The sequence below is a fragment of the Yoonia sp. genome (assembly GCF_965660735.1).
In the GTDB taxonomy this organism is placed as follows: Bacteria; Pseudomonadota; Alphaproteobacteria; order Rhodobacterales; family Rhodobacteraceae; genus Yoonia.
The window spans coordinates 76,885-93,741 of the sequence record NZ_CBFIBD010000001.1 but is presented as its reverse complement, the minus strand read 5'-3'; the positions used below and the strand labels follow the sequence as shown (position 1 = coordinate 93,741).

Here is a 16,857-nt window from a genome sequence, read left to right as displayed (position 1 = left end):
CAAGCTATGATCAGACGGTATGGCAAGACGCCACGAAACGGGCAACGCTATACGCTGCGGCCCGGCGCTTATGCGATTTTGCCGCGCGACGGGCAGCTTTTGCTGACCTATCAGACAGCCCCCCATGACGAGGTGCAACTGCCCGGCGGCGGTATCGACCCCGGCGAAAGCCCCCTGCATGCCCTGCACCGCGAAGTGTTCGAAGAAACAGGATGGCGGATCGGCAAGCCGGTGCGGTTGGGCGCTTTCCGCCGGTTTGTGTTCATGCCCGAATACGACATGTTCGCGGAAAAGCTGTGCCATATCTACCTGGCACGGCCCGTCCGGCCCCACGGTGCGCCCAGCGAACCCGGGCATTTCGCACATTGGATGACACCATCGGATGCGGTTGATGCGCTGGCCAATGACGGGGATGCAGCATTTGTGGCGGGGTTGATCAGATAGACGAAAACCGGTTGGCTTGCCCCTGCTCCTAAAAACCGATATCGCGCTTTGCGAAGATCTATTGACGTAAAGGCACGCGCATGACCGCCCCGAAAAAAGTCGTTCTGGCCTACTCTGGTGGCCTTGATACCTCGATCATCCTGAAATGGCTGCAAACCGAATACGGCTGTGAAGTCGTGACCTTTACCGCCGACCTTGGTCAGGGCGAAGAACTGGAACCGGCCCGTAAAAAGGCCGAGATGATGGGCGCATCCGCCATCTATGTCGAAGACCTGCGCGAAGAATTCGTGCGCGATTTCGTGTTCCCGATGTTCCGCGCCAATGCACTGTACGAGGGGCTGTATCTGCTGGGCACATCCATCGCCCGCCCCCTGATTTCCAAGCGGTTGGTGGAAATTGCGGCCGCCGAAGGTGCCGATGCGGTATCCCACGGCGCGACCGGCAAGGGCAACGATCAGGTGCGGTTTGAACTGGCCGCCTATGCCCTGAACCCAGACATCAAGGTCATTGCACCCTGGCGCGAATGGGACCTGTCCAGCCGGACCCGCCTTCTGGAATTCGCAGAGGCGCATCAGATTCCCGTCGCCAAGGACAAGCGCGGCGAAGCGCCGTTCAGCGTTGATGCCAACCTGCTGCACACATCGTCCGAAGGCAAAGTGCTGGAAGACCCGGGACAGGAAGCGCCCGATTACGTCTATCAGCGCACGGTCGCGCCCGAAGACGCACCGGATACGCCGGAAATGGTGGAAATCACATTCGAACGCGGCGATGCGGTAGCGATCAATGGCGAGGCGATGTCGCCAGCCACCATCCTGACCAAGCTGAACGAGCTTGGCGGCAAACATGGCGTGGGTCGGCTTGATCTGGTCGAGAACCGCTTTGTCGGGATGAAATCGCGCGGCATTTACGAAACGCCCGGCGGCACCGTGCTGCTAGAGGCGCATCGCGGGATCGAACAGATCACGCTGGATTCCGGCGCTGGCCACCTGAAAGACAGCATCATGCCGCGCTATGCGGAACTGATCTACAACGGGTTCTGGTTCAGCCCTGAACGTGAAATGCTGCAAGCACTGATCGACAAATCGCAGGAACATGTCAGCGGCACCGTACGCGTGAAGCTTTACAAAGGAAGCTGCAACACCGTCGCCCGCTGGTCCGATCATTCGCTTTATTCCGAAGCGCATGTCACGTTCGAGGATGATGCAGGTGCCTATGATCAGGCCGATGCCCAAGGCTTTATCCAGTTGAACGCCCTGCGCCTGAAACTGTTGGCGGCCCGCAACCGCCGTTTGGAAAAATGATGGAAGACGATGACGAACTCGACCTGTTCGTAGAAGCACAGGACACTGTCTGGGATAGTGTTCTGGCCGAACTGCGCGCGGGCAAAAAACGCACGCACTGGATGTGGTTCGTCTTTCCACAGCTTGCGTCGCTGGGTCAGTCGGATATGGCCAAGCTCTATGGCATCAACGATCTGGCCGAAGCGACGGAATACTACCATCATCCGGTTCTGGGGCCGCGGTTGGACACGGTTGTCGGGCTGCTGCTACAGGGTCCGGAAAGCTCGGCAGTGCAGATTTTTGGCAGCACCGATGCGAAAAAGCTGAAATCCTGTGCAACGCTGTTTGCTGCCGTGCCCGGTGCCCCGCCTGCGTTTGAACAATTGCTTGACCGGTTTTTCGATGGTGCGCGCTGCGGGACAACCACCGCTGAAATCAACGTCTGATCCCCCAAAGGACAACCCCTTTGAGGGGATCAGAATACTCGTTAACAACATCTGTCGGTTACTGTGCGGTGATTGTCGCCATAACCAGATTTCCATCAACACGGATGGGGCCGTCTTCGGTTGCGCCCAGCGTGTATTCAAAGCCGCCGGTTTTCATGCCGCCGGTTTCCGCATGGACCATCAGCATCAGCATCTCGCCCGGCTGAACCTCTTCCATCAAGATCGCGGCAACATCGGTGTTTTCGCCCATGCGCAGCGGCGCATAGCCAACGACGGCGCCAGGTTTCATCCCGGCGTCTGTGCGATGCACGACCATCCAACCGTTTTCACCGGCCATGACAGTCTCGGCACTGACGATCCCGTTTGACACGTCCTGATCGGCTGCGGACACCATCGGTGCTGCGGCATGACCGGCAGCAAAGGCCATGGACGAGGACAGAATAAAGGCGGATGCGAGTGTAAATTTCATTGTCGTTCTCCGTAATTGCAACGCAAGCGGATGCTTGCGAGATGCCCAAGCCACGCGAACGCCGGAGAAAGAGTTTCACGCCCTGTCAGATTTTTTTGCGGTAAAGTGCTTCGTAATGTTCAAGCGCCTGATCCAGCAATTTTCTCTGCTGCTCTTTCAAGACGGGCAATGGCCCCTCGGCCCCTGCAAAACCGGTGGATTGATGCACGGCGTTATACCAATGCTGCGCCCACACGCCGTCATCGGTGCGCGGGCCTGCCGGCCATGATAACATCGCAGGATCGAACGGCAGTCCGATCGCAGCACAAAGTTTTTCCATCATGCCACGCGGATCGGCCCGAATATCCGCGCTGTCGATGACCAGCCCGCCGATCCGATCGTGCAGCGCCGTCTGCGCGGCAAAGCCGATATCATCCACGCCCATCTGGTCATGCTTGGCCCCATAGCTAGCAATTACGCGGGCTGGATGCCGGATCAAATGGATGTTCACACAGTCCCCGGCCCAATCCAGCGGGAAATCCGGCAGCATGTGATGCGGCATGTGTTTCATGTAGAAATGGGGCTTTTGGGCTGGAATAGAGTCTAAACACCGCATTGCAACCTTGGCCGGGTCGGTCTCATGCGCCGCCAGAATCTCGGCACGCATCGGATGGTCAAGTCCGGTCGCCGCCAGATAGGGCGCATAGAACGGTTCGTCCCAAACGGCGAAATCCGCTCTGTTGCCAAAGGCATACATCATCGCAGTGGACAAATTCCGCGGGCCGGACCACATCGCGATCCTCATGACCTTGCCACCAGATCTTTGTAAAGTTCACGCAACCGCGCAGTGACCGGCCCCAGCTCGCCTGCGCCGATGGTGCGGCCATCAATACTGCCTACGGGGGTCTGCGCACCAAATGTTCCGGTCAGAAACGCCTCGTCCGCACTATAGGTATCGACAAGACTGTAATTACGCTCTTGGATCGGAATATCATTGGCATGGCATAAGTCGATCACCTTTTGGCGGGTGATCCCGTTCATGCAGTAATCGCCTGTACTGGTCCAAACGGCGCCCTTTTTCACAATGAAAAAGTTGCAGGCATTCGTCGTGTTCACGAAACCATGGACATCCAGCATCAATGCCTCGTCCGCGCCGGCCTTTTGGGCGGCGATGCAGGCAAGTATGCAATTCAGCTTGGAATGGCTGTTCAGCTTGGGGTCTTGCGTCATGGGCAACCCGCGCTGATGCGGCACGGTTGCCAGCGTGATCGGCCGCGGGATTTTCGGGCGCGAATGTTCCATGATAATCACGAATGTCGGTCCCTGCTGCGACAGGCCGGGATGCTGGAACGGACGAATCTTGACACCGCGTGTCACCATCAGGCGCGCGTGGGCATCTGTGGTCATGGCGTTGGCTTTTTGTGTCTCTAACAAGGCGGAAATCACGCCCTTTCGGTCCAGACCAATATCCAGGTCAATGGCTTTCGCAGCCTCGAACAGGCGGTCGATATGGTCGTCCAGAAACGCCCACTTGCCATCATACAGCCGCAACCCTTCCCATACGCCGTCACCCAGCATGAAACCGCTGTCATAGACGCTGACCACGGCCTGCGCCTTGGGCACGATCCGGCCATCGAGATAGATCAGTATATCCTCGTTGCGCGCATCGTCCTGCGCCTGGTGGGTGGTGACATCGGTCATGGCGTTTCTCCCTTTGGCGGGACGCTAGGCCAGGTCACGCGACGTGCCAAGGGGCCTTGTCAGGGTTTGAACGCCTGCACCTCTGACAGGTCGGGGATAACGTCTGCCGTGCCGTGGCGCATCACCATCAGGGCCGATGCGCGCATCGCCTGCACGATTGCCTGCGCCATGGGCATACCCCGGTCAAGCCCCGCGAGAACATAGCCGGTGAACGTGTCACCTGCACCGGTGGTATCGACCGGATCAACCTTGATCGCATCGAAATGCTGTTTGCCGTCTGGCCCATACCAATCGGCCCCGTCAGCGCCCAACGTCACGATCACATCGCGCACTGGCAGATCGGCGGGGGATTGACCGGTGGCCTGTTGCAGCTGGTCCGCCTCGACCGCGTTGAGGATCAGAAAATCCAGATGCGGCAAGACAGCCATCACCCGATCCGCATCAAAGGGGGCGGCGGCATAGGCAACATGCAGCCCCATTCTCTTGCCCAGACTAGCGGCTGTGCGTTGCAGGTTGGTTTCATTCTGGATCACCAGCCAGTCACCGGTCTGCGCCTCGGCCATCGCGTTTTGCAAAATCGACTGGGGAATCTGCACATTCGCACCGGGATGCAGCACGATGGCGTTTTCACCCGCAGGGTCCACCATGATAATCGCCTGGGCCGTTTCGGTGGCCAGAACGGCAATGTTGCGGGTATCGACGCCATATTCCAGCAGGCGCTGCACGGCCCATTCACCATCCGACCCGACCCCGCCGATATGGTTCACATGCGCCGCAGCGCGGGCGGCAGCCACGGACATATTCGCCCCCTTGCCGCCCAGGAAAACCTTGCGCGAAGTGGATGACAGCGTTTCACCGGGGGCGGGAATATGCGACACGGCATAGACAAAGTCCGCGTTGATCGACCCAAGGTTCCAGATGGCCATCAGCCGACCTTGCAGGCGGCGATGACCGCCATGTTCAGGATGTCGTTGACAGTGCTGACTGTGGAACAGATCTGGATTGGTTTACCGATCCCCGACAGGATCGGACCAATAACAGTCGCGCCACCCATTTCCTGCATCAGCTTGACCGAGATTGACGCCGAGTGCCGTGCAGGCACCACCAGCACGTTCGCTGGGCCCGTCAGCCGCGAAAACGGGTAATGTTCCTGCGCTTGCCGGTTCAGCGCCACATCGACGGTCATTTCCCCTTCGTATTCGAAATTGGCACCGCGTTCATCCAGCACCCTTGGGGCCTGATGCATCTTTTCGGCGCGTTCAGATACCGGGTAACCAAAGGTCGAAAACGACAGAAACGCCACACGCGGATCAAGACCCAGTTCGCGGGCCACCGATGCACCGCGTTCGGCAATGTCGGCCAGATCGTTCTGATCGGGCCATTCATGCACCAGCGTATCGGTGATCAACACGATCCGCCCCTTGTTCAGCACCGCCGTTACACCGACCGCGCCATCATGCGGACCTGCGTCAAAGACATGGTTGATAAGTTCCAGCACATGCGCCGATTTGCGCGTCGCACCCGTCACCATGCCATCGGCGTGGCCATGGGCCAGCATCAACGCAGCGAACACATGCCGGTCACGCGCGGCCAGCCGGTGCACATCATGCGCGTCGAAACCTTTACGCTGAAGCCGCTGATACAGGAAATCCTTATAGGTTTCCAAATATTCCGTGTTGGCCGCGTTCACGATCGTCAGCTCATCCACCGCATCGGCCAGACCTTCAGCGGTCAGTTTTTCACGCACATCGCTGTCGCGTCCAACCACCAGCGCCTTGCCCATGCCCGACCGCTGATACAGCACAGCAGCACGCAGCACACGCGGGTCATCACCCTCTGCAAAGACCAGAGTGGACTGGTTCGCACGCGCCCGCGCATTCAGCCCCCGCAGGATGGATGCGGTCGGGTCCATCCGCGATTTCAAGGATGCCTCATAGGCGTCCATATCGACGATGGGCCGCCGGGCAACGCCCGTTTTCATCCCCGCCTGAGCGACGGCAACCGGGATGCGGTGGATCAGGCGGGGATCAAACGGCGTTGGGATAATGTAATCACGCCCAAAGCTCAGCTTTTTGCCATAGGCCAGTGCGACCTCGTCCGGCACATCCTCGCGCGCGAGCGCGGCAAGCGCTTCGGCACAGGCGATCTTCATTTCGTCGTTGATGGCGCGGGCGTGGATATCCAGCGCACCACGAAACAGATAGGGAAAGCCCAACACGTTGTTCACCTGATTGGGGTAATCGCTGCGCCCGGTGGCGACGATGGCATCCTCACGGACGGCGTGGGCTTCTTCGGGGGTGATTTCTGGATCGGGGTTGGCCATGGCAAAGATGACAGGGTTCGGCGCCATGCTGATGACCATGTCCTGCGTGACGGCACCCTTGGCGCTGACGCCCAGAAACACATCGGCCCCTTGCATCGCATCGGCCAGCGTGCGCGCGCTGGTGGTCGCGGCATGGGCCGATTTCCATTGGTTCATGCCTTCAGTTCGGCCTTGATAAATCACGCCCTTGGTATCTGCCATAATGCAGTTGTTATGCTGCGCACCCATGGATTTCAGCAGTTCAAGGCAGGCAATGCCCGCAGCGCCCGCGCCGTTCAGCACGATTTTCACATCTTCGATCTTTTTGCCCGAAATATGCAGCGCATTCAGCAGACCGGCGGCACAGATCACTGCTGTGCCATGCTGGTCATCGTGGAACACCGGAATATCCATCTGTTCCTTAAGCGTCTGTTCAATGATGAAACACTCGGGTGCCTTGATGTCCTCAAGGTTGATGCCGCCGAACGTGGGGCCCATCAGGCGCACGGCCTTGATGAATTCGTCGGGGTCTTCGGTATCAAGTTCGATATCGATGGAATTGACGTCAGCAAAACGTTTGAACAACACCGCCTTGCCTTCCATCACGGGTTTGCTGCCCAGTGCGCCAAGATTGCCCAGCCCCAGCACCGCCGTGCCGTTGGAAATGACCGCCACAAGGTTGCCCTTGTTGGTGTAATCATAGGCCGTGGCCGGGTTTGCGGCGATTTCTTCACAAGGGATCGCGACACCAGGGGAATAGGCCAGCGACAGATCGCGCTGCGTCGTCATCGGCACGGTGGCCTGAATTTCCCATTTCCCGGGGCTTGGCTGCAAATGAAATGTCAGCGCATCCTCGCGGGTAATCTTCATCTTGGCCATGCCACTCCCCCCTTGTTGGTCCGACAGACATAGCGGGTTCTGGGCAATGGCTGCAACGGCTTGATTTCGGGCTTTCGTCGCTTTCATGGGGTCGGTAGTGTCGCCATGATGATCCGGGGGGATGCATGAGCACCGCGAAATCCAATGTCACGCCCATGATGGCGCAATATCTGGACCTGAAGGCAGGCTATCCCGATGCGCTGCTGTTCTATCGGATGGGCGATTTCTACGAGATGTTTTTTGACGATGCCGTCGCAGCGGCGGCGGCACTGGACATTGCGCTGACAAAGCGCGGCAAGCACGAAGATCAGGATATTCCGATGTGCGGTGTGCCCGTTCATGCCGCCGAAGGGTATCTTCTGACCCTGATCCGCAAGGGGTTTCGCGTTGCCGTCTGCGAACAGATGGAAAACCCCGCCGAGGCGAAAAAGCGCGGGCACAAGTCCGTGGTCAAGCGCGATGTCGTCCGGCTGGTCACGCCCGGCACATTGACCGAGGATTCCCTGCTTGATGCGCGGCGTCACAACTTCTTGGCAGCGTTTGCCACGGTGCGGGATGCAGGCGCGCTGGCATGGGTCGATATATCGACCGGCGCGTTTCACGTCATGCCCTGCCCGACCGTGCAACTGGCCCCCGAACTGGCCCGCCTGACCCCGCGCGAGGTGATCGTGGTAGATGGATCAGAGCGCGGTTGGGCTGAAATAGTGTCTGATTCCGGTGCCGCACTGACAACATTGGGGGCGGCTGCCTTCGATAGCACATCAGGCGAAAAACGGCTTTGCGCACTGTATAAGGTTGGCGCGCTGGATGCCTTTGGCAGCTTTTCACGGGCAGAGATTGCGGCAATGTCCGCCGTGGCAGAATATCTGGAAATTACGCAAAAGGGCAATCTTCCCCTTCTGCGCCCCCCGGTGCAGGAGGGGCAATCTGCCGCCATGCAGATCGACACGGCGACCCGCCGGTCACTGGAATTGACCCATGCCATGGCAGGCGGGCGGCAAGGGTCACTGTTGCATTGCATCGACCGGACAGTAACGGCGGGCGGAGCGCGGTTGTTGGAGCGGCGGTTGGCGTCGCCATCATGTCATCTGGCCACGATAGCAGCCCGTCAGGATTGCGTAGCGTATCTGGCCGTTAACACACGCCTGACCGAAGATATCCGCGACCGGCTGCGCGGGGTGCATGACCTTGACCGCGCCTTGTCGCGTCTTGCGCTGGATCGCGGCGGGCCGCGTGACATGGCTGCCATTCGCAACACGATCGCGCAGGCCGCAGCCATACCGGCGGCTGATGATCTGCCCCCGCTGCTGGCAGATGCAGCGCGCGATCTGGTGGGGCATGATGATGTGCTGGCCCTGCTTGATGACGGGCTGGTGGCCGAACCGCCGCTTTTGGCACGCGATGGTGGATTTATCGCCCCGGGATACGATGCCGAGCTGGACGAGGCGCGCAAACTGCGTGATGAAGGCCGGTCCGTCATTGCGGCGATGCAGGCAGATTTTGTAACGCTGTCGGGTGTGCAATCACTGAAGATCAAGCACAACAATGTGCTGGGCTATTTCATCGAAACCACCGCGACCCACGCAGAAAAAATGATGGCGCCGCCGTTGAATGAAACCTTTATTCATCGGCAGACGACCGCCAATCAGGTGCGATTCACCACCGTCGAACTGTCCGAGATCGAAACGCAAATCCTTAACGCTGGAGGACGGGCGCTTGAGATAGAAAAGCGGCTTTATTCCAGCCTGAAAGAGACAATTGTGGCGCAGGCGGGGCCTTTGGGCGCGCTGGCGCGTGCCTTGTCAGAGGTTGATCTGGCCGCATCACTGGCGCATCTGGCGACGGCAGAAAACTGGACCCGCCCCCGTATTGACGACAGCCGCGCGTTTGACATTACCGCCGGGCGGCATCCGGTAGTCGAGGCCGCCTTGCAGAAATCCGGCGCGCCCTTTGTCGCTAATAACTGCGGATTGACCGATGCGCCGATCTGGCTTCTGACCGGGCCGAACATGGCGGGCAAATCGACGTTTCTGCGGCAGAACGCACTACTGGCGATCCTTGCGCAAATGGGCAGCTTTGTGCCTGCACAGGATGCGCATATCGGGATTGTCAGCCAGATTTTCAGCCGCGTCGGCGCGTCGGACGATCTGGCGCGGGGGCGGTCCACGTTCATGGTCGAGATGGTCGAAACCGCCGCGATCCTGAACCAGGCGGATGACCGGGCGCTGGTGATATTGGACGAAATCGGGCGCGGCACGGCAACCTATGACGGCTTGTCGATCGCGTGGGCCACATTGGAACATCTGCACGATGTGAACCGTTGTCGCGCGCTGTTTGCCACACATTACCACGAAATGTCGGCGCTGTCGGCCAAACTGGCAGGCGTGGAAAACGCGACGGTCACCGTCAAGGAATGGGACGGGGATGTGATTTTCCTGCACGAGGTGAAACGCGGCACCGCCGACCGTAGCTATGGCGTACAGGTGGCGCGACTTGCAGGGTTACCGCAAGTCGTGGTGGAGCGGGCCAAGGTCGTGCTGGAGGCGCTGGAAAAAGGTGAGCGCGAAGGTGGCGGAACACGCAAAGCAATCATTGACGATCTTCCGCTGTTTGCGGCAACGCCGACGCCTCAACCCATGAAAACGAATGAATCAGAGGTTGAGACGCGTTTGAAAGAAGTGCTTCCCGACGATCTGACCCCGAAAGAAGCGCTCGCGCTGATCTACGATCTGCGTGCCCTGCTCGATGACTAAGCCGTCAACACCTTCTTTTGTTCAAAAATACCTCGGGGGAGGCCGCAGGCCGGGGGCAGCGCCCCCCGCAAGCTTTCAATGCCTCAAGACGCTGGCGTCGAAGATACACCCACCTGTGCCGGACGCAGTAACCGGTCGTGCAGCATGAAACCAGCAGCGGCGACCTGAATGATCTCACCTGCTTTGGTGCCGGGCACGGGGGCCTCGAACATGGCCTGATGAAGCTGCGGGTTGAATTTATCGCCCACCTCTGGCGTGATAGGTTCGATCCCGTGCCTTTTGAACACGCTGATCAGTTCGCGCATCGTCAGTTCGACACCTTCCAAAAGGGCCTTGTTGACCTGCTGTTCAGCCTCGTCAGCGGAATCAAGCGCGCGGCGCATGTTGTCATAAACCGGCAGCATGTCGCGGGCCAGTTTGGACCCGCCATAGTTTTCAGCCTCGCGGCGGTCACGGTCGGCCCGCTTGCGCATGTTTTCCGCATCGGCCAGCGCGCGCATGAATTTGTCACGCAGTTCATCACGCTCGGCCCGCAGGGCGGCGATTTCTTCGAAATTAGCCTCTGTGTTGGCATCCATTTCATCGCCTTCGGCAGCGAGTTCATCGAGGCTTTGAAATTCGGCGTCTTTGTCAGACATTCATTTTTCCCTTCAGGAGCGGTCAGCAATCATTTTGCCCACCAGCTGTGCGGTGTAATTTACGATCGGCACGATCCGCCCATAGTTCAGTCGGGTCGGCCCAATGACGCCCACGGCGCCAATGATCTTGCGGTCGGCGTTCATATAAGGGGAAACGACCAGAGAGGAACCCGAAAGTGAGAACAATTTGTTCTCGGACCCGATAAAAATGCGCACACCGTCGCCTTCCTCGGTCAAATCAAGGAATTGGGCGATGTCGCGTTTACGCTCCAGATCATCGAACAGGCTGCGGATACGCTGCAAATCGGTTTCATTCTCGTGATCTGAAAGCAGGTTTCCACGCCCGCGCACGATCAACCTTTCAGTGCGTTCGCCTTCGTTTTCCCACAGCGCAAATCCGTTTTCGACCAGGTCTGCGGCAAGACTGTCAATTTCCTGCCTGCGGGCCGCAATCTCGCGGGCGATGACTTTTCCCAGATCCGACAGCGTATGACCTTCGGCGATGGCATTGAGAAAATTCGCCGCCTCGCGCATCGACGAAGGCGTTTGGCCAGGTGGCGGCGTGAAAATCCGGTTTTCCACATGCCCGTCAGCAAAAACCAGCACCACAAGCGCGCGTTCGCGCGACAGTGATACAAATTCAATATGCTTGATCGGGGCTTCGTGTTTGGGGGTCAGAACAAGGCTGGCACCATGGGTGACCCCTGACAGCGCCTCGCCTACTTTATCAAGGACAGTCGCCACATCCTGATCGTTGGCACCCATAGTCCGGTCAATTTTCTGGCGGTCTTCACCATCCAGATCGCCGACCTCCAGCAGACCATCAACGAACATGCGCAGGCCCAACTGCGTCGGAATGCGTCCCGCGCTGATGTGCGGACTGTCAAGCAGGCCAAGGAATTCGAGATCCTGCATGACATTGCGGATTGTCGCCGCGCTGACTTGCTCGGAAAAGTCGCGCGTCAACGTGCGCGATCCGACGGGTGCGCCGCTTTCGAGATAACCTTCGACCACGCGGCGAAACACCTCGCGCGAGCGGTCGTTCATGTCAGCGATATTTGGCGGCTGTTTTGTCATTTCTATCTACAGATAAGGGCGCCGCAATTAAAACCAAACCCCTTGCTGCGTCAATCGGGGTTGGATTTCATAGTCGGGGCGCGTATCTGCGGGTTTGAATATAACAGGAGTGTCCTTATGCGCCCATCTGGCCGTCAAACCAACGAAATGCGCCCCGTGTCGATTGAAACAGGCGTAACGATGCATGCGGAGGGCTCCTGCCTGATCAAATGCGGGAACACCCATGTGTTGTGCACCGCTACAATCGATGATCGTGTGCCGCCGTTTTTGAAAAATTCCGGGCTGGGCTGGGTCACGGCGGAGTACGGGATGTTGCCGCGGGCGACAAACACGCGGATGCGTCGCGAGGCAAAGAACGGTCAGTCCGGTCGGACGCAGGAAATTCAACGCTTGATCGGGCGGTCGTTGCGGGCGGGCGTCGATCGCGTGGCGCTGGGCGAGCGGCAGATCGTGGTGGATTGCGATGTAATCCAAGCCGACGGCGGGACGCGCTGTGCATCGATCACAGGTGGCTGGGTCGCGCTGAAACTGGCTGTCCAAAAGCTGATGAAGGCGGGCGATGTGATTTCCGACCCGCTGATTGATCCTGTTGCGGCGATTTCCTGTGGGGTTTATGCGGGGCAAGAAGTACTGGATCTGGATTACCCCGAGGACAGCGAAGCCGGCGTAGACGGGAATTTCGTGATGACTGCCGGTCGTTTGATCGAGGTGCAAATGTCAGCCGAAGGATCGACCTATAGTCGCGTGCAGATGGATGCGCTGCTGGATCTGGCGGAAAAGGGCGTGGCCGAACTGACTGCGGCGCAGATGGCGGCGGTAGGCTGATGCGACGCTTTGTTGGCAAGGAATTGGTCATTGCCACCCATAATCGGGGCAAACTGGAAGAAATTGCCGATCTTTTGCAGCCCTATGGGGTGTCTCTGACTTCGAACGCGGATCATGGGCTGCCAGAGCCGGAAGAAACCGAAAATACCTTTGTTGGCAATGCGCGGATCAAGGCGCATGCAGCGGCCACTGCGACGAGCCTGCCTGCACTGGCCGACGATAGCGGGATCGCGATTGATGCGCTGAATGGCGCCCCGGGGGTCTATACTGCAGATTGGGCTGAAACGCCGGACGGGCGCAACTTCAAGATGGCGATGGAGCGTGCTTGGGCCGAGTTAGAGACTGTTTCTGCCCCTTTTCCTCGCAGAGCGCAATTTTGCTGCACACTGGTTTTGGCATGGCCTGACGGGCATGACGCAGTATTTGAAGGGATTATGCCTGGACAGATTGTCTGGCCAATGCGCGGCGATCAGGGGCATGGGTATGATCCGATTTTTCAACCAGACGGATATGAAATCACCTTTGGTGAAATGGATCGTTGGGAGAAAAACAAGATCAGTCACCGCGCCGATGCCTTTCGCAAACTGATCGCAGGTTGCTTTGCCTGAGGATTGGGAACACGGCGGGTTTGGTCTGTATATCCATTGGCCCTTTTGTCAGGCCAAGTGCCCCTATTGCGACTTCAACAGCCATGTCGTGGCACGGATTGACCAGATTGCTTGGGAGCAAGCCTATCTGAGTGAAATAGACCGGATAGGAACACAAACTGCGGGTCGCGTATTACGATCAGTGTTTTTTGGCGGTGGCACACCCAGCATGATGGAGCCAAGGCTTGTTGACGCTATTTTAGCGAAAATACGCGCTACTTGGCCCTTGGCAAATGATATCGAAATCACGCTGGAAGCAAATCCGACATCTGTCGAGGCCGGACGGTTTGCTGGCTACCGCAATGCGGGCGTGAATCGGGTGTCGATGGGGATACAGGCGCTGAATGATGCGGATCTGAAGGCTCTTGGGCGGCTACATTCCGAGCGCGAAGCGATTGCCGCATTTGAAACCGCTCGTAGTGTGTTTGATCGGGTCAGTTTCGACCTGATCTATGCGCGGCAAGGCCAGACGCTGAAAGCGTGGGAAACCGAGCTGAAGCGGGCGCTGGCGTTGGCGATAGATCATCTTTCTCTTTATCAGTTGACGATCGAGGCTGGCACGGCCTTTGGCGATCGCTATGCCGCCGGGAAGTTGCGAGACTTGCCGGACGAAGACCTTTCAGCGGACATGTTTGCGGCAACACAAGAGATTTGTGCGACTGCAGGGTTTGACGGTTACGAAGTGTCAAATCATGCGCGCCCAGGTTTCGAGAGTATCCACAACCAGATTTACTGGCGCTATGGGGACTATGCAGGGATAGGTCCAGGAGCACATGGGCGATTGACGATTGGCGGTGTGCGCTATGCAACCGAATCTCCGCTTGCTCCGACAACTTGGCTTCAACAGGTTACATCGGCCGGACATGGGGAGTCTTTGCGGGAGGTTTTGTCCCTTGAAGACCAGATTGCAGAATTGCTGTTAATGGGAATGAGATTGGACGAAGGCGTGCTATTAGAGCGCATGTCGCAGTATAATTGCGATTATTTATCAAATAATATCAAACGACTAGTCGAATTAGGCCTGGTTACTTCAGACACTGGACTGCTGCGGCTGACCCAGAAAGGTAAACCGTTGTTGAATGCAGTGTTGAGAGAACTGCTCCGCAGCTAATTTCCTGACAGCGCCCGCAGAAGATCGTCAAGCTGGTCAAGCGACCTGTAGCCAATTGTCATTTTACCGCCGTCTTCCCCATCTTTATGGTCGATGGTGACTTTCATGCCCAAAGTTGCCGAAAGTTCGTTTTCGATTTGAATGGTATCGGCATTTTTGGGCACCGGGGTTCCCGGTATTGGCCGACGTTTCAGGGCGGGTCCCTTTTTCACCAGCTTTTCGACATCACGCACCGACAATTTGCGTTGAATCGCCTCTCTTGCGAGGGTTGCGGCCCGATCATTGCCGATCAAGGCGCGGGCATGGCCCGCGGAAAGTGCGCCAGAAACAAGATATTGCTGGACCTCTTCCGGTAACCCCAACAGGCGCATCAGGTTTGCAATGTGACTGCGGCTCTTGCCCAGGGCCATGGCCAGCTGTTCCTGGGTGTGACCAAAACGATCCATCAACAGCCGATACCCGGCTGCTTCGTCGATGGGGTTAAGGTCAGCGCGTTGAATATTCTCGATAATCGCGACCTCGAGAACTTCTGTGTCGTTATACTCTCGCAGGAGGACAGGTATTTCGTGAAGCTGCGCGATCTGTGCAGCGCGCCAACGGCGTTCGCCGGCAACAATTTCAAACATGTCCGGATTGCCCGGTGCCTGCCGCACGATCAGTGGCTGGATGATTCCCTTCTCGGACACAGAAGCAGCAAGTTCCTGCAAGGTGTCCTCTGCAAATGTACGACGTGGCTGGTCAGGGTTGGGACGAACCTGTTCGACTGGAACCATCATATCTGGGCGACGAGGCTTGGTGTTTGACGAATCTTCGACCGCGACATCAGACATAAGTGCTGAGAGGCCGCGACCAAGGCCACGCGATTTTTTCGGGCTACGCGTCATGATGTTGAACCTTCTTTACCTGTGATTTAGCGATGACCTCTAACGCGAGCGCCCGATAGGCCATGCTTCCCTTGGATGTCGAATCATATGTGAGGACGGGCATGGCAAATGACGGTGCCTCGCTGAGGCGGACATTCCGCGGGATAACCGTCTTGAACACCATGTCACCCATATTCTGGCGGGCGTCATCCTCGACTTGCAAGGACAGGTTGTTGCGTTGATCATACATGGTCAGCGCGATACCGTCGATTTTCAGCTCTGGGTTGGCGCTTTGGCGAACGTTCCTGACCGTGAGGATGAGCTGTGAAAGACCTTCAAGTGCGAAAAATTCACTTTGCAGCGGGACAATGATCGCATGTGCCGCGACCATCGCGTTCACAGTCAATATATTGAGAGACGGCGGACAATCGATCAATATATAGTCAAAGCCTAGTTCATCGATGCGCCCGTTTCGGAGCGCGTTTCGTAAAAGAAAGCTACGGTTTTGATCATCAATCAGCTCGATATCGGCCGAGCTGAGGTCTGTTGTGGCCGGAACGACAAAAAGCCCGGGAAACTCTGTTTTTTGGACGGTTTCTGCAAGTTCCGCATCACCTGTCAATAAATCATAAGTTGTCAGTTCGCGTTGATCCTGGTCGATCCCCAGACCCGTCGATGCGTTACCCTGGGGATCAAGATCGATCAGCAGGACATGCTTTTTTTGCTCTGCCAAGGCCGCGCCAAGATTGATTGTCGTCGTGGTCTTGCCAACGCCACCTTTTTGATTTGCGATCGCGATGATCCTTGGTCCATCATGAAGATGTAATTTGGTCACGATGTATCCTTTTCAAGGTAAGAAGTCGGGCGTCCGGATCAGTGATACTTGGGTAGTCAGCGAGATCAAAGCCCCATGATTGCCGGGCCTCTGCTACTTCAGCTTGATATCGCTGCCCCTTGTGCAGGAGCGCGACCCCCGTTGGTTTCAAATGGCGCTGAATGAGGGGAAGTAGACCAGATAATGCGGTAAGCGCGCGGGCTGATACAATATCTGCACCTTGCTGTGGTGCATCTTCGATCCGCTCTGCAATAACGGTGACCGGCAACGAAAGCTCTCTTGCGGCTGTTCGCAGAAACGACGCTTTGCGCTGGTCGCTTTCAATCAGGGTGAAGGATGCCGCAGGCTGTTCCACCTTCCCCAAGATGGCCATGACGATTCCCGGAAAGCCTCCGCCGCTGCCGATATCAACCCATTTTTCATACGTAGCTGGCGCAAGACCATATAATTGCACCGAATCAACAATGTGCCGGTCCCATAGAGCGGGTATACTGGCCTTTGAAATCAGATTGATCCGCGGAGTCCACTTCTGAACAAGCGCTGCAAAGCTCTGCAGTTCTGCATATGTTTCACGTGAAACATTCTGCCCCCCAATCGCAACCGTCATA

Annotated in this window: 17 protein-coding genes; 7 read left to right on the top strand and 10 right to left on the bottom strand. The window is 57.6% G+C overall.

The window, feature by feature from the left end:
- Window positions 1–6: 6 nt before the first annotated feature.
- The 3 genes from ACTG4B_RS00460 (at window position 7) to ACTG4B_RS00450 (ending at window position 2,170) form a co-directional block, all read left to right on the top strand.
- Window positions 7–444 (top strand): NUDIX hydrolase, encoded by a 438-nt coding sequence (locus tag ACTG4B_RS00460; protein ID WP_439153698.1) that lies wholly within the window; start codon window positions 7–9, stop codon window positions 442–444.
- Window positions 445–524: 80 nt separating this feature from the next.
- On the top strand, window positions 525–1,745 hold the full coding sequence (locus ACTG4B_RS00455) for an argininosuccinate synthase (RefSeq protein ID WP_439153697.1): 1,221 nt from the start codon (window positions 525–527) through the stop codon (window positions 1,743–1,745).
- Window positions 1,742–2,170, top strand: coding sequence for a DUF1810 domain-containing protein (locus tag ACTG4B_RS00450; protein ID WP_439153696.1), 429 nt, complete (start codon window positions 1,742–1,744; stop codon window positions 2,168–2,170). The genes ACTG4B_RS00455 and ACTG4B_RS00450 overlap by 4 nt, the downstream gene beginning before the upstream one ends.
- Window positions 2,171–2,228: 58 nt before the next feature.
- Here ACTG4B_RS00450 and ACTG4B_RS00445 read toward each other — a convergent pair whose 3' ends face one another.
- The 5 genes from ACTG4B_RS00445 to ACTG4B_RS00425 form a co-directional block, all read right to left on the bottom strand.
- Complete coding sequence (locus ACTG4B_RS00445) at window positions 2,229–2,639, bottom strand: DUF7282 domain-containing protein (RefSeq protein WP_439153695.1); 411 nt, start codon at window positions 2,637–2,639, stop codon at window positions 2,229–2,231.
- An 85-nt stretch (window positions 2,640–2,724) separates the two neighbouring features.
- Entirely contained in the window at window positions 2,725–3,423 is a 699-nt protein-coding gene (locus ACTG4B_RS00440; protein ID WP_439153694.1) for an HAD family hydrolase, read from the bottom strand.
- Complete coding sequence (locus ACTG4B_RS00435) at window positions 3,420–4,319, bottom strand: D-amino acid aminotransferase (protein ID WP_439153693.1); 900 nt, start codon at window positions 4,317–4,319, stop codon at window positions 3,420–3,422. The genes ACTG4B_RS00440 and ACTG4B_RS00435 overlap by 4 nt, the downstream gene beginning before the upstream one ends.
- Window positions 4,320–4,378: 59 nt before the next feature.
- Entirely contained in the window at window positions 4,379–5,245 is an 867-nt protein-coding gene (locus tag ACTG4B_RS00430) for a ribokinase (RefSeq protein ID WP_439153692.1), read from the bottom strand.
- Window positions 5,245–7,500, bottom strand: a complete 2,256-nt coding sequence (locus tag ACTG4B_RS00425; protein WP_439153691.1) for an NADP-dependent malic enzyme — start codon at window positions 7,498–7,500, stop codon at window positions 5,245–5,247. The genes ACTG4B_RS00430 and ACTG4B_RS00425 overlap by 1 nt, the downstream gene beginning before the upstream one ends.
- A 125-nt stretch (window positions 7,501–7,625) precedes the next feature.
- Between ACTG4B_RS00425 and mutS the strand changes: the two genes are divergently transcribed.
- Complete coding sequence (gene mutS / locus ACTG4B_RS00420; protein ID WP_439153690.1) at window positions 7,626–10,253, top strand: DNA mismatch repair protein MutS; 2,628 nt, start codon at window positions 7,626–7,628, stop codon at window positions 10,251–10,253.
- Between the two features lie 83 nt (window positions 10,254–10,336).
- Here the strand turns inward: mutS and ACTG4B_RS00415 are convergent, their stop codons facing one another.
- Window positions 10,337–10,891, bottom strand: a complete 555-nt coding sequence (locus ACTG4B_RS00415) for a nucleotide exchange factor GrpE (RefSeq protein ID WP_439153689.1) — start codon at window positions 10,889–10,891, stop codon at window positions 10,337–10,339.
- A 12-nt stretch (window positions 10,892–10,903) separates the two neighbouring features.
- Entirely contained in the window at window positions 10,904–11,968 is a 1,065-nt protein-coding gene (gene hrcA / locus ACTG4B_RS00410) for a heat-inducible transcriptional repressor HrcA (RefSeq protein WP_439153688.1), read from the bottom strand.
- Window positions 11,969–12,085: 117 nt separating this feature from the next.
- On the opposite strand from hrcA, the gene rph reads away from it, so the two are divergent.
- Genes rph through hemW form a run of 3 tightly spaced genes read left to right on the top strand, consistent with a single transcriptional unit; the run spans window position 12,086 to window position 14,551 of the window.
- On the top strand, window positions 12,086–12,793 hold the full coding sequence (gene rph, locus ACTG4B_RS00405) for a ribonuclease PH (protein ID WP_439153687.1): 708 nt from the start codon (window positions 12,086–12,088) through the stop codon (window positions 12,791–12,793).
- A complete protein-coding gene (gene rdgB, locus ACTG4B_RS00400; RefSeq protein WP_439153686.1) occupies window positions 12,793–13,401 on the top strand; it encodes an RdgB/HAM1 family non-canonical purine NTP pyrophosphatase in 609 nt (202 codons plus the stop codon). The genes rph and rdgB overlap by 1 nt, the downstream gene beginning before the upstream one ends.
- Window positions 13,394–14,551: a radical SAM family heme chaperone HemW gene (gene hemW, locus ACTG4B_RS00395; RefSeq protein ID WP_439153685.1), complete on the top strand. Its 1,158-nt coding sequence runs from the start codon at window positions 13,394–13,396 to the stop codon at window positions 14,549–14,551. The genes rdgB and hemW overlap by 8 nt, the downstream gene beginning before the upstream one ends.
- Here the strand turns inward: hemW and ACTG4B_RS00390 are convergent.
- From ACTG4B_RS00390 to rsmG, 3 genes are read right to left on the bottom strand one after another with little or no spacing between them, the layout of a single operon-like run.
- Window positions 14,548–15,435: a ParB/RepB/Spo0J family partition protein gene (locus tag ACTG4B_RS00390; protein WP_439153684.1), complete on the bottom strand. Its 888-nt coding sequence runs from the start codon at window positions 15,433–15,435 to the stop codon at window positions 14,548–14,550. The two genes, hemW and ACTG4B_RS00390, sit on opposite strands and share 4 nt — an antisense overlap.
- Window positions 15,425–16,249, bottom strand: a complete 825-nt coding sequence (locus tag ACTG4B_RS00385) for a ParA family protein (protein WP_439153683.1) — start codon at window positions 16,247–16,249, stop codon at window positions 15,425–15,427. Before ACTG4B_RS00385 ends, ACTG4B_RS00390 begins: the two co-directional genes overlap by 11 nt.
- A complete protein-coding gene (gene rsmG / locus ACTG4B_RS00380; RefSeq protein WP_439153682.1) occupies window positions 16,227–16,856 on the bottom strand; it encodes a 16S rRNA (guanine(527)-N(7))-methyltransferase RsmG in 630 nt (209 codons plus the stop codon). The genes ACTG4B_RS00385 and rsmG overlap by 23 nt, the downstream gene beginning before the upstream one ends.
- Window position 16,857 lies beyond the last annotated feature (1 nt).

Coding starts and splice junctions, on each gene's coding strand:
- ACTG4B_RS00460 (WP_439153698.1), top strand. CDS start 7: ATGATCAGACGGTATGGCAAGACGCCACGAAACGGGCAACGCTATACG.
- ACTG4B_RS00455 (WP_439153697.1), top strand. CDS start 525: ATGACCGCCCCGAAAAAAGTCGTTCTGGCCTACTCTGGTGGCCTTGAT.
- ACTG4B_RS00450 (WP_439153696.1), top strand. CDS start 1,742: ATGATGGAAGACGATGACGAACTCGACCTGTTCGTAGAAGCACAGGAC.
- ACTG4B_RS00445 (WP_439153695.1), bottom strand. CDS start 2,639: ATGAAATTTACACTCGCATCCGCCTTTATTCTGTCCTCGTCCATGGCC.
- ACTG4B_RS00440 (WP_439153694.1), bottom strand. CDS start 3,423: ATGAGGATCGCGATGTGGTCCGGCCCGCGGAATTTGTCCACTGCGATG.
- ACTG4B_RS00435 (WP_439153693.1), bottom strand. CDS start 4,319: ATGACCGATGTCACCACCCACCAGGCGCAGGACGATGCGCGCAACGAG.
- ACTG4B_RS00430 (WP_439153692.1), bottom strand. CDS start 5,245: ATGGCCATCTGGAACCTTGGGTCGATCAACGCGGACTTTGTCTATGCC.
- ACTG4B_RS00425 (WP_439153691.1), bottom strand. CDS start 7,500: ATGGCCAAGATGAAGATTACCCGCGAGGATGCGCTGACATTTCATTTG.
- mutS (WP_439153690.1), top strand. CDS start 7,626: ATGAGCACCGCGAAATCCAATGTCACGCCCATGATGGCGCAATATCTG.
- ACTG4B_RS00415 (WP_439153689.1), bottom strand. CDS start 10,891: ATGTCTGACAAAGACGCCGAATTTCAAAGCCTCGATGAACTCGCTGCC.
- hrcA (WP_439153688.1), bottom strand. CDS start 11,968: ATGACAAAACAGCCGCCAAATATCGCTGACATGAACGACCGCTCGCGC.
- rph (WP_439153687.1), top strand. CDS start 12,086: ATGCGCCCATCTGGCCGTCAAACCAACGAAATGCGCCCCGTGTCGATT.
- rdgB (WP_439153686.1), top strand. CDS start 12,793: ATGCGACGCTTTGTTGGCAAGGAATTGGTCATTGCCACCCATAATCGG.
- ACTG4B_RS00390 (WP_439153684.1), bottom strand. CDS start 15,435: ATGACGCGTAGCCCGAAAAAATCGCGTGGCCTTGGTCGCGGCCTCTCA.
- rsmG (WP_439153682.1), bottom strand. CDS start 16,856: ATGACGGTTGCGATTGGGGGGCAGAATGTTTCACGTGAAACATATGCA.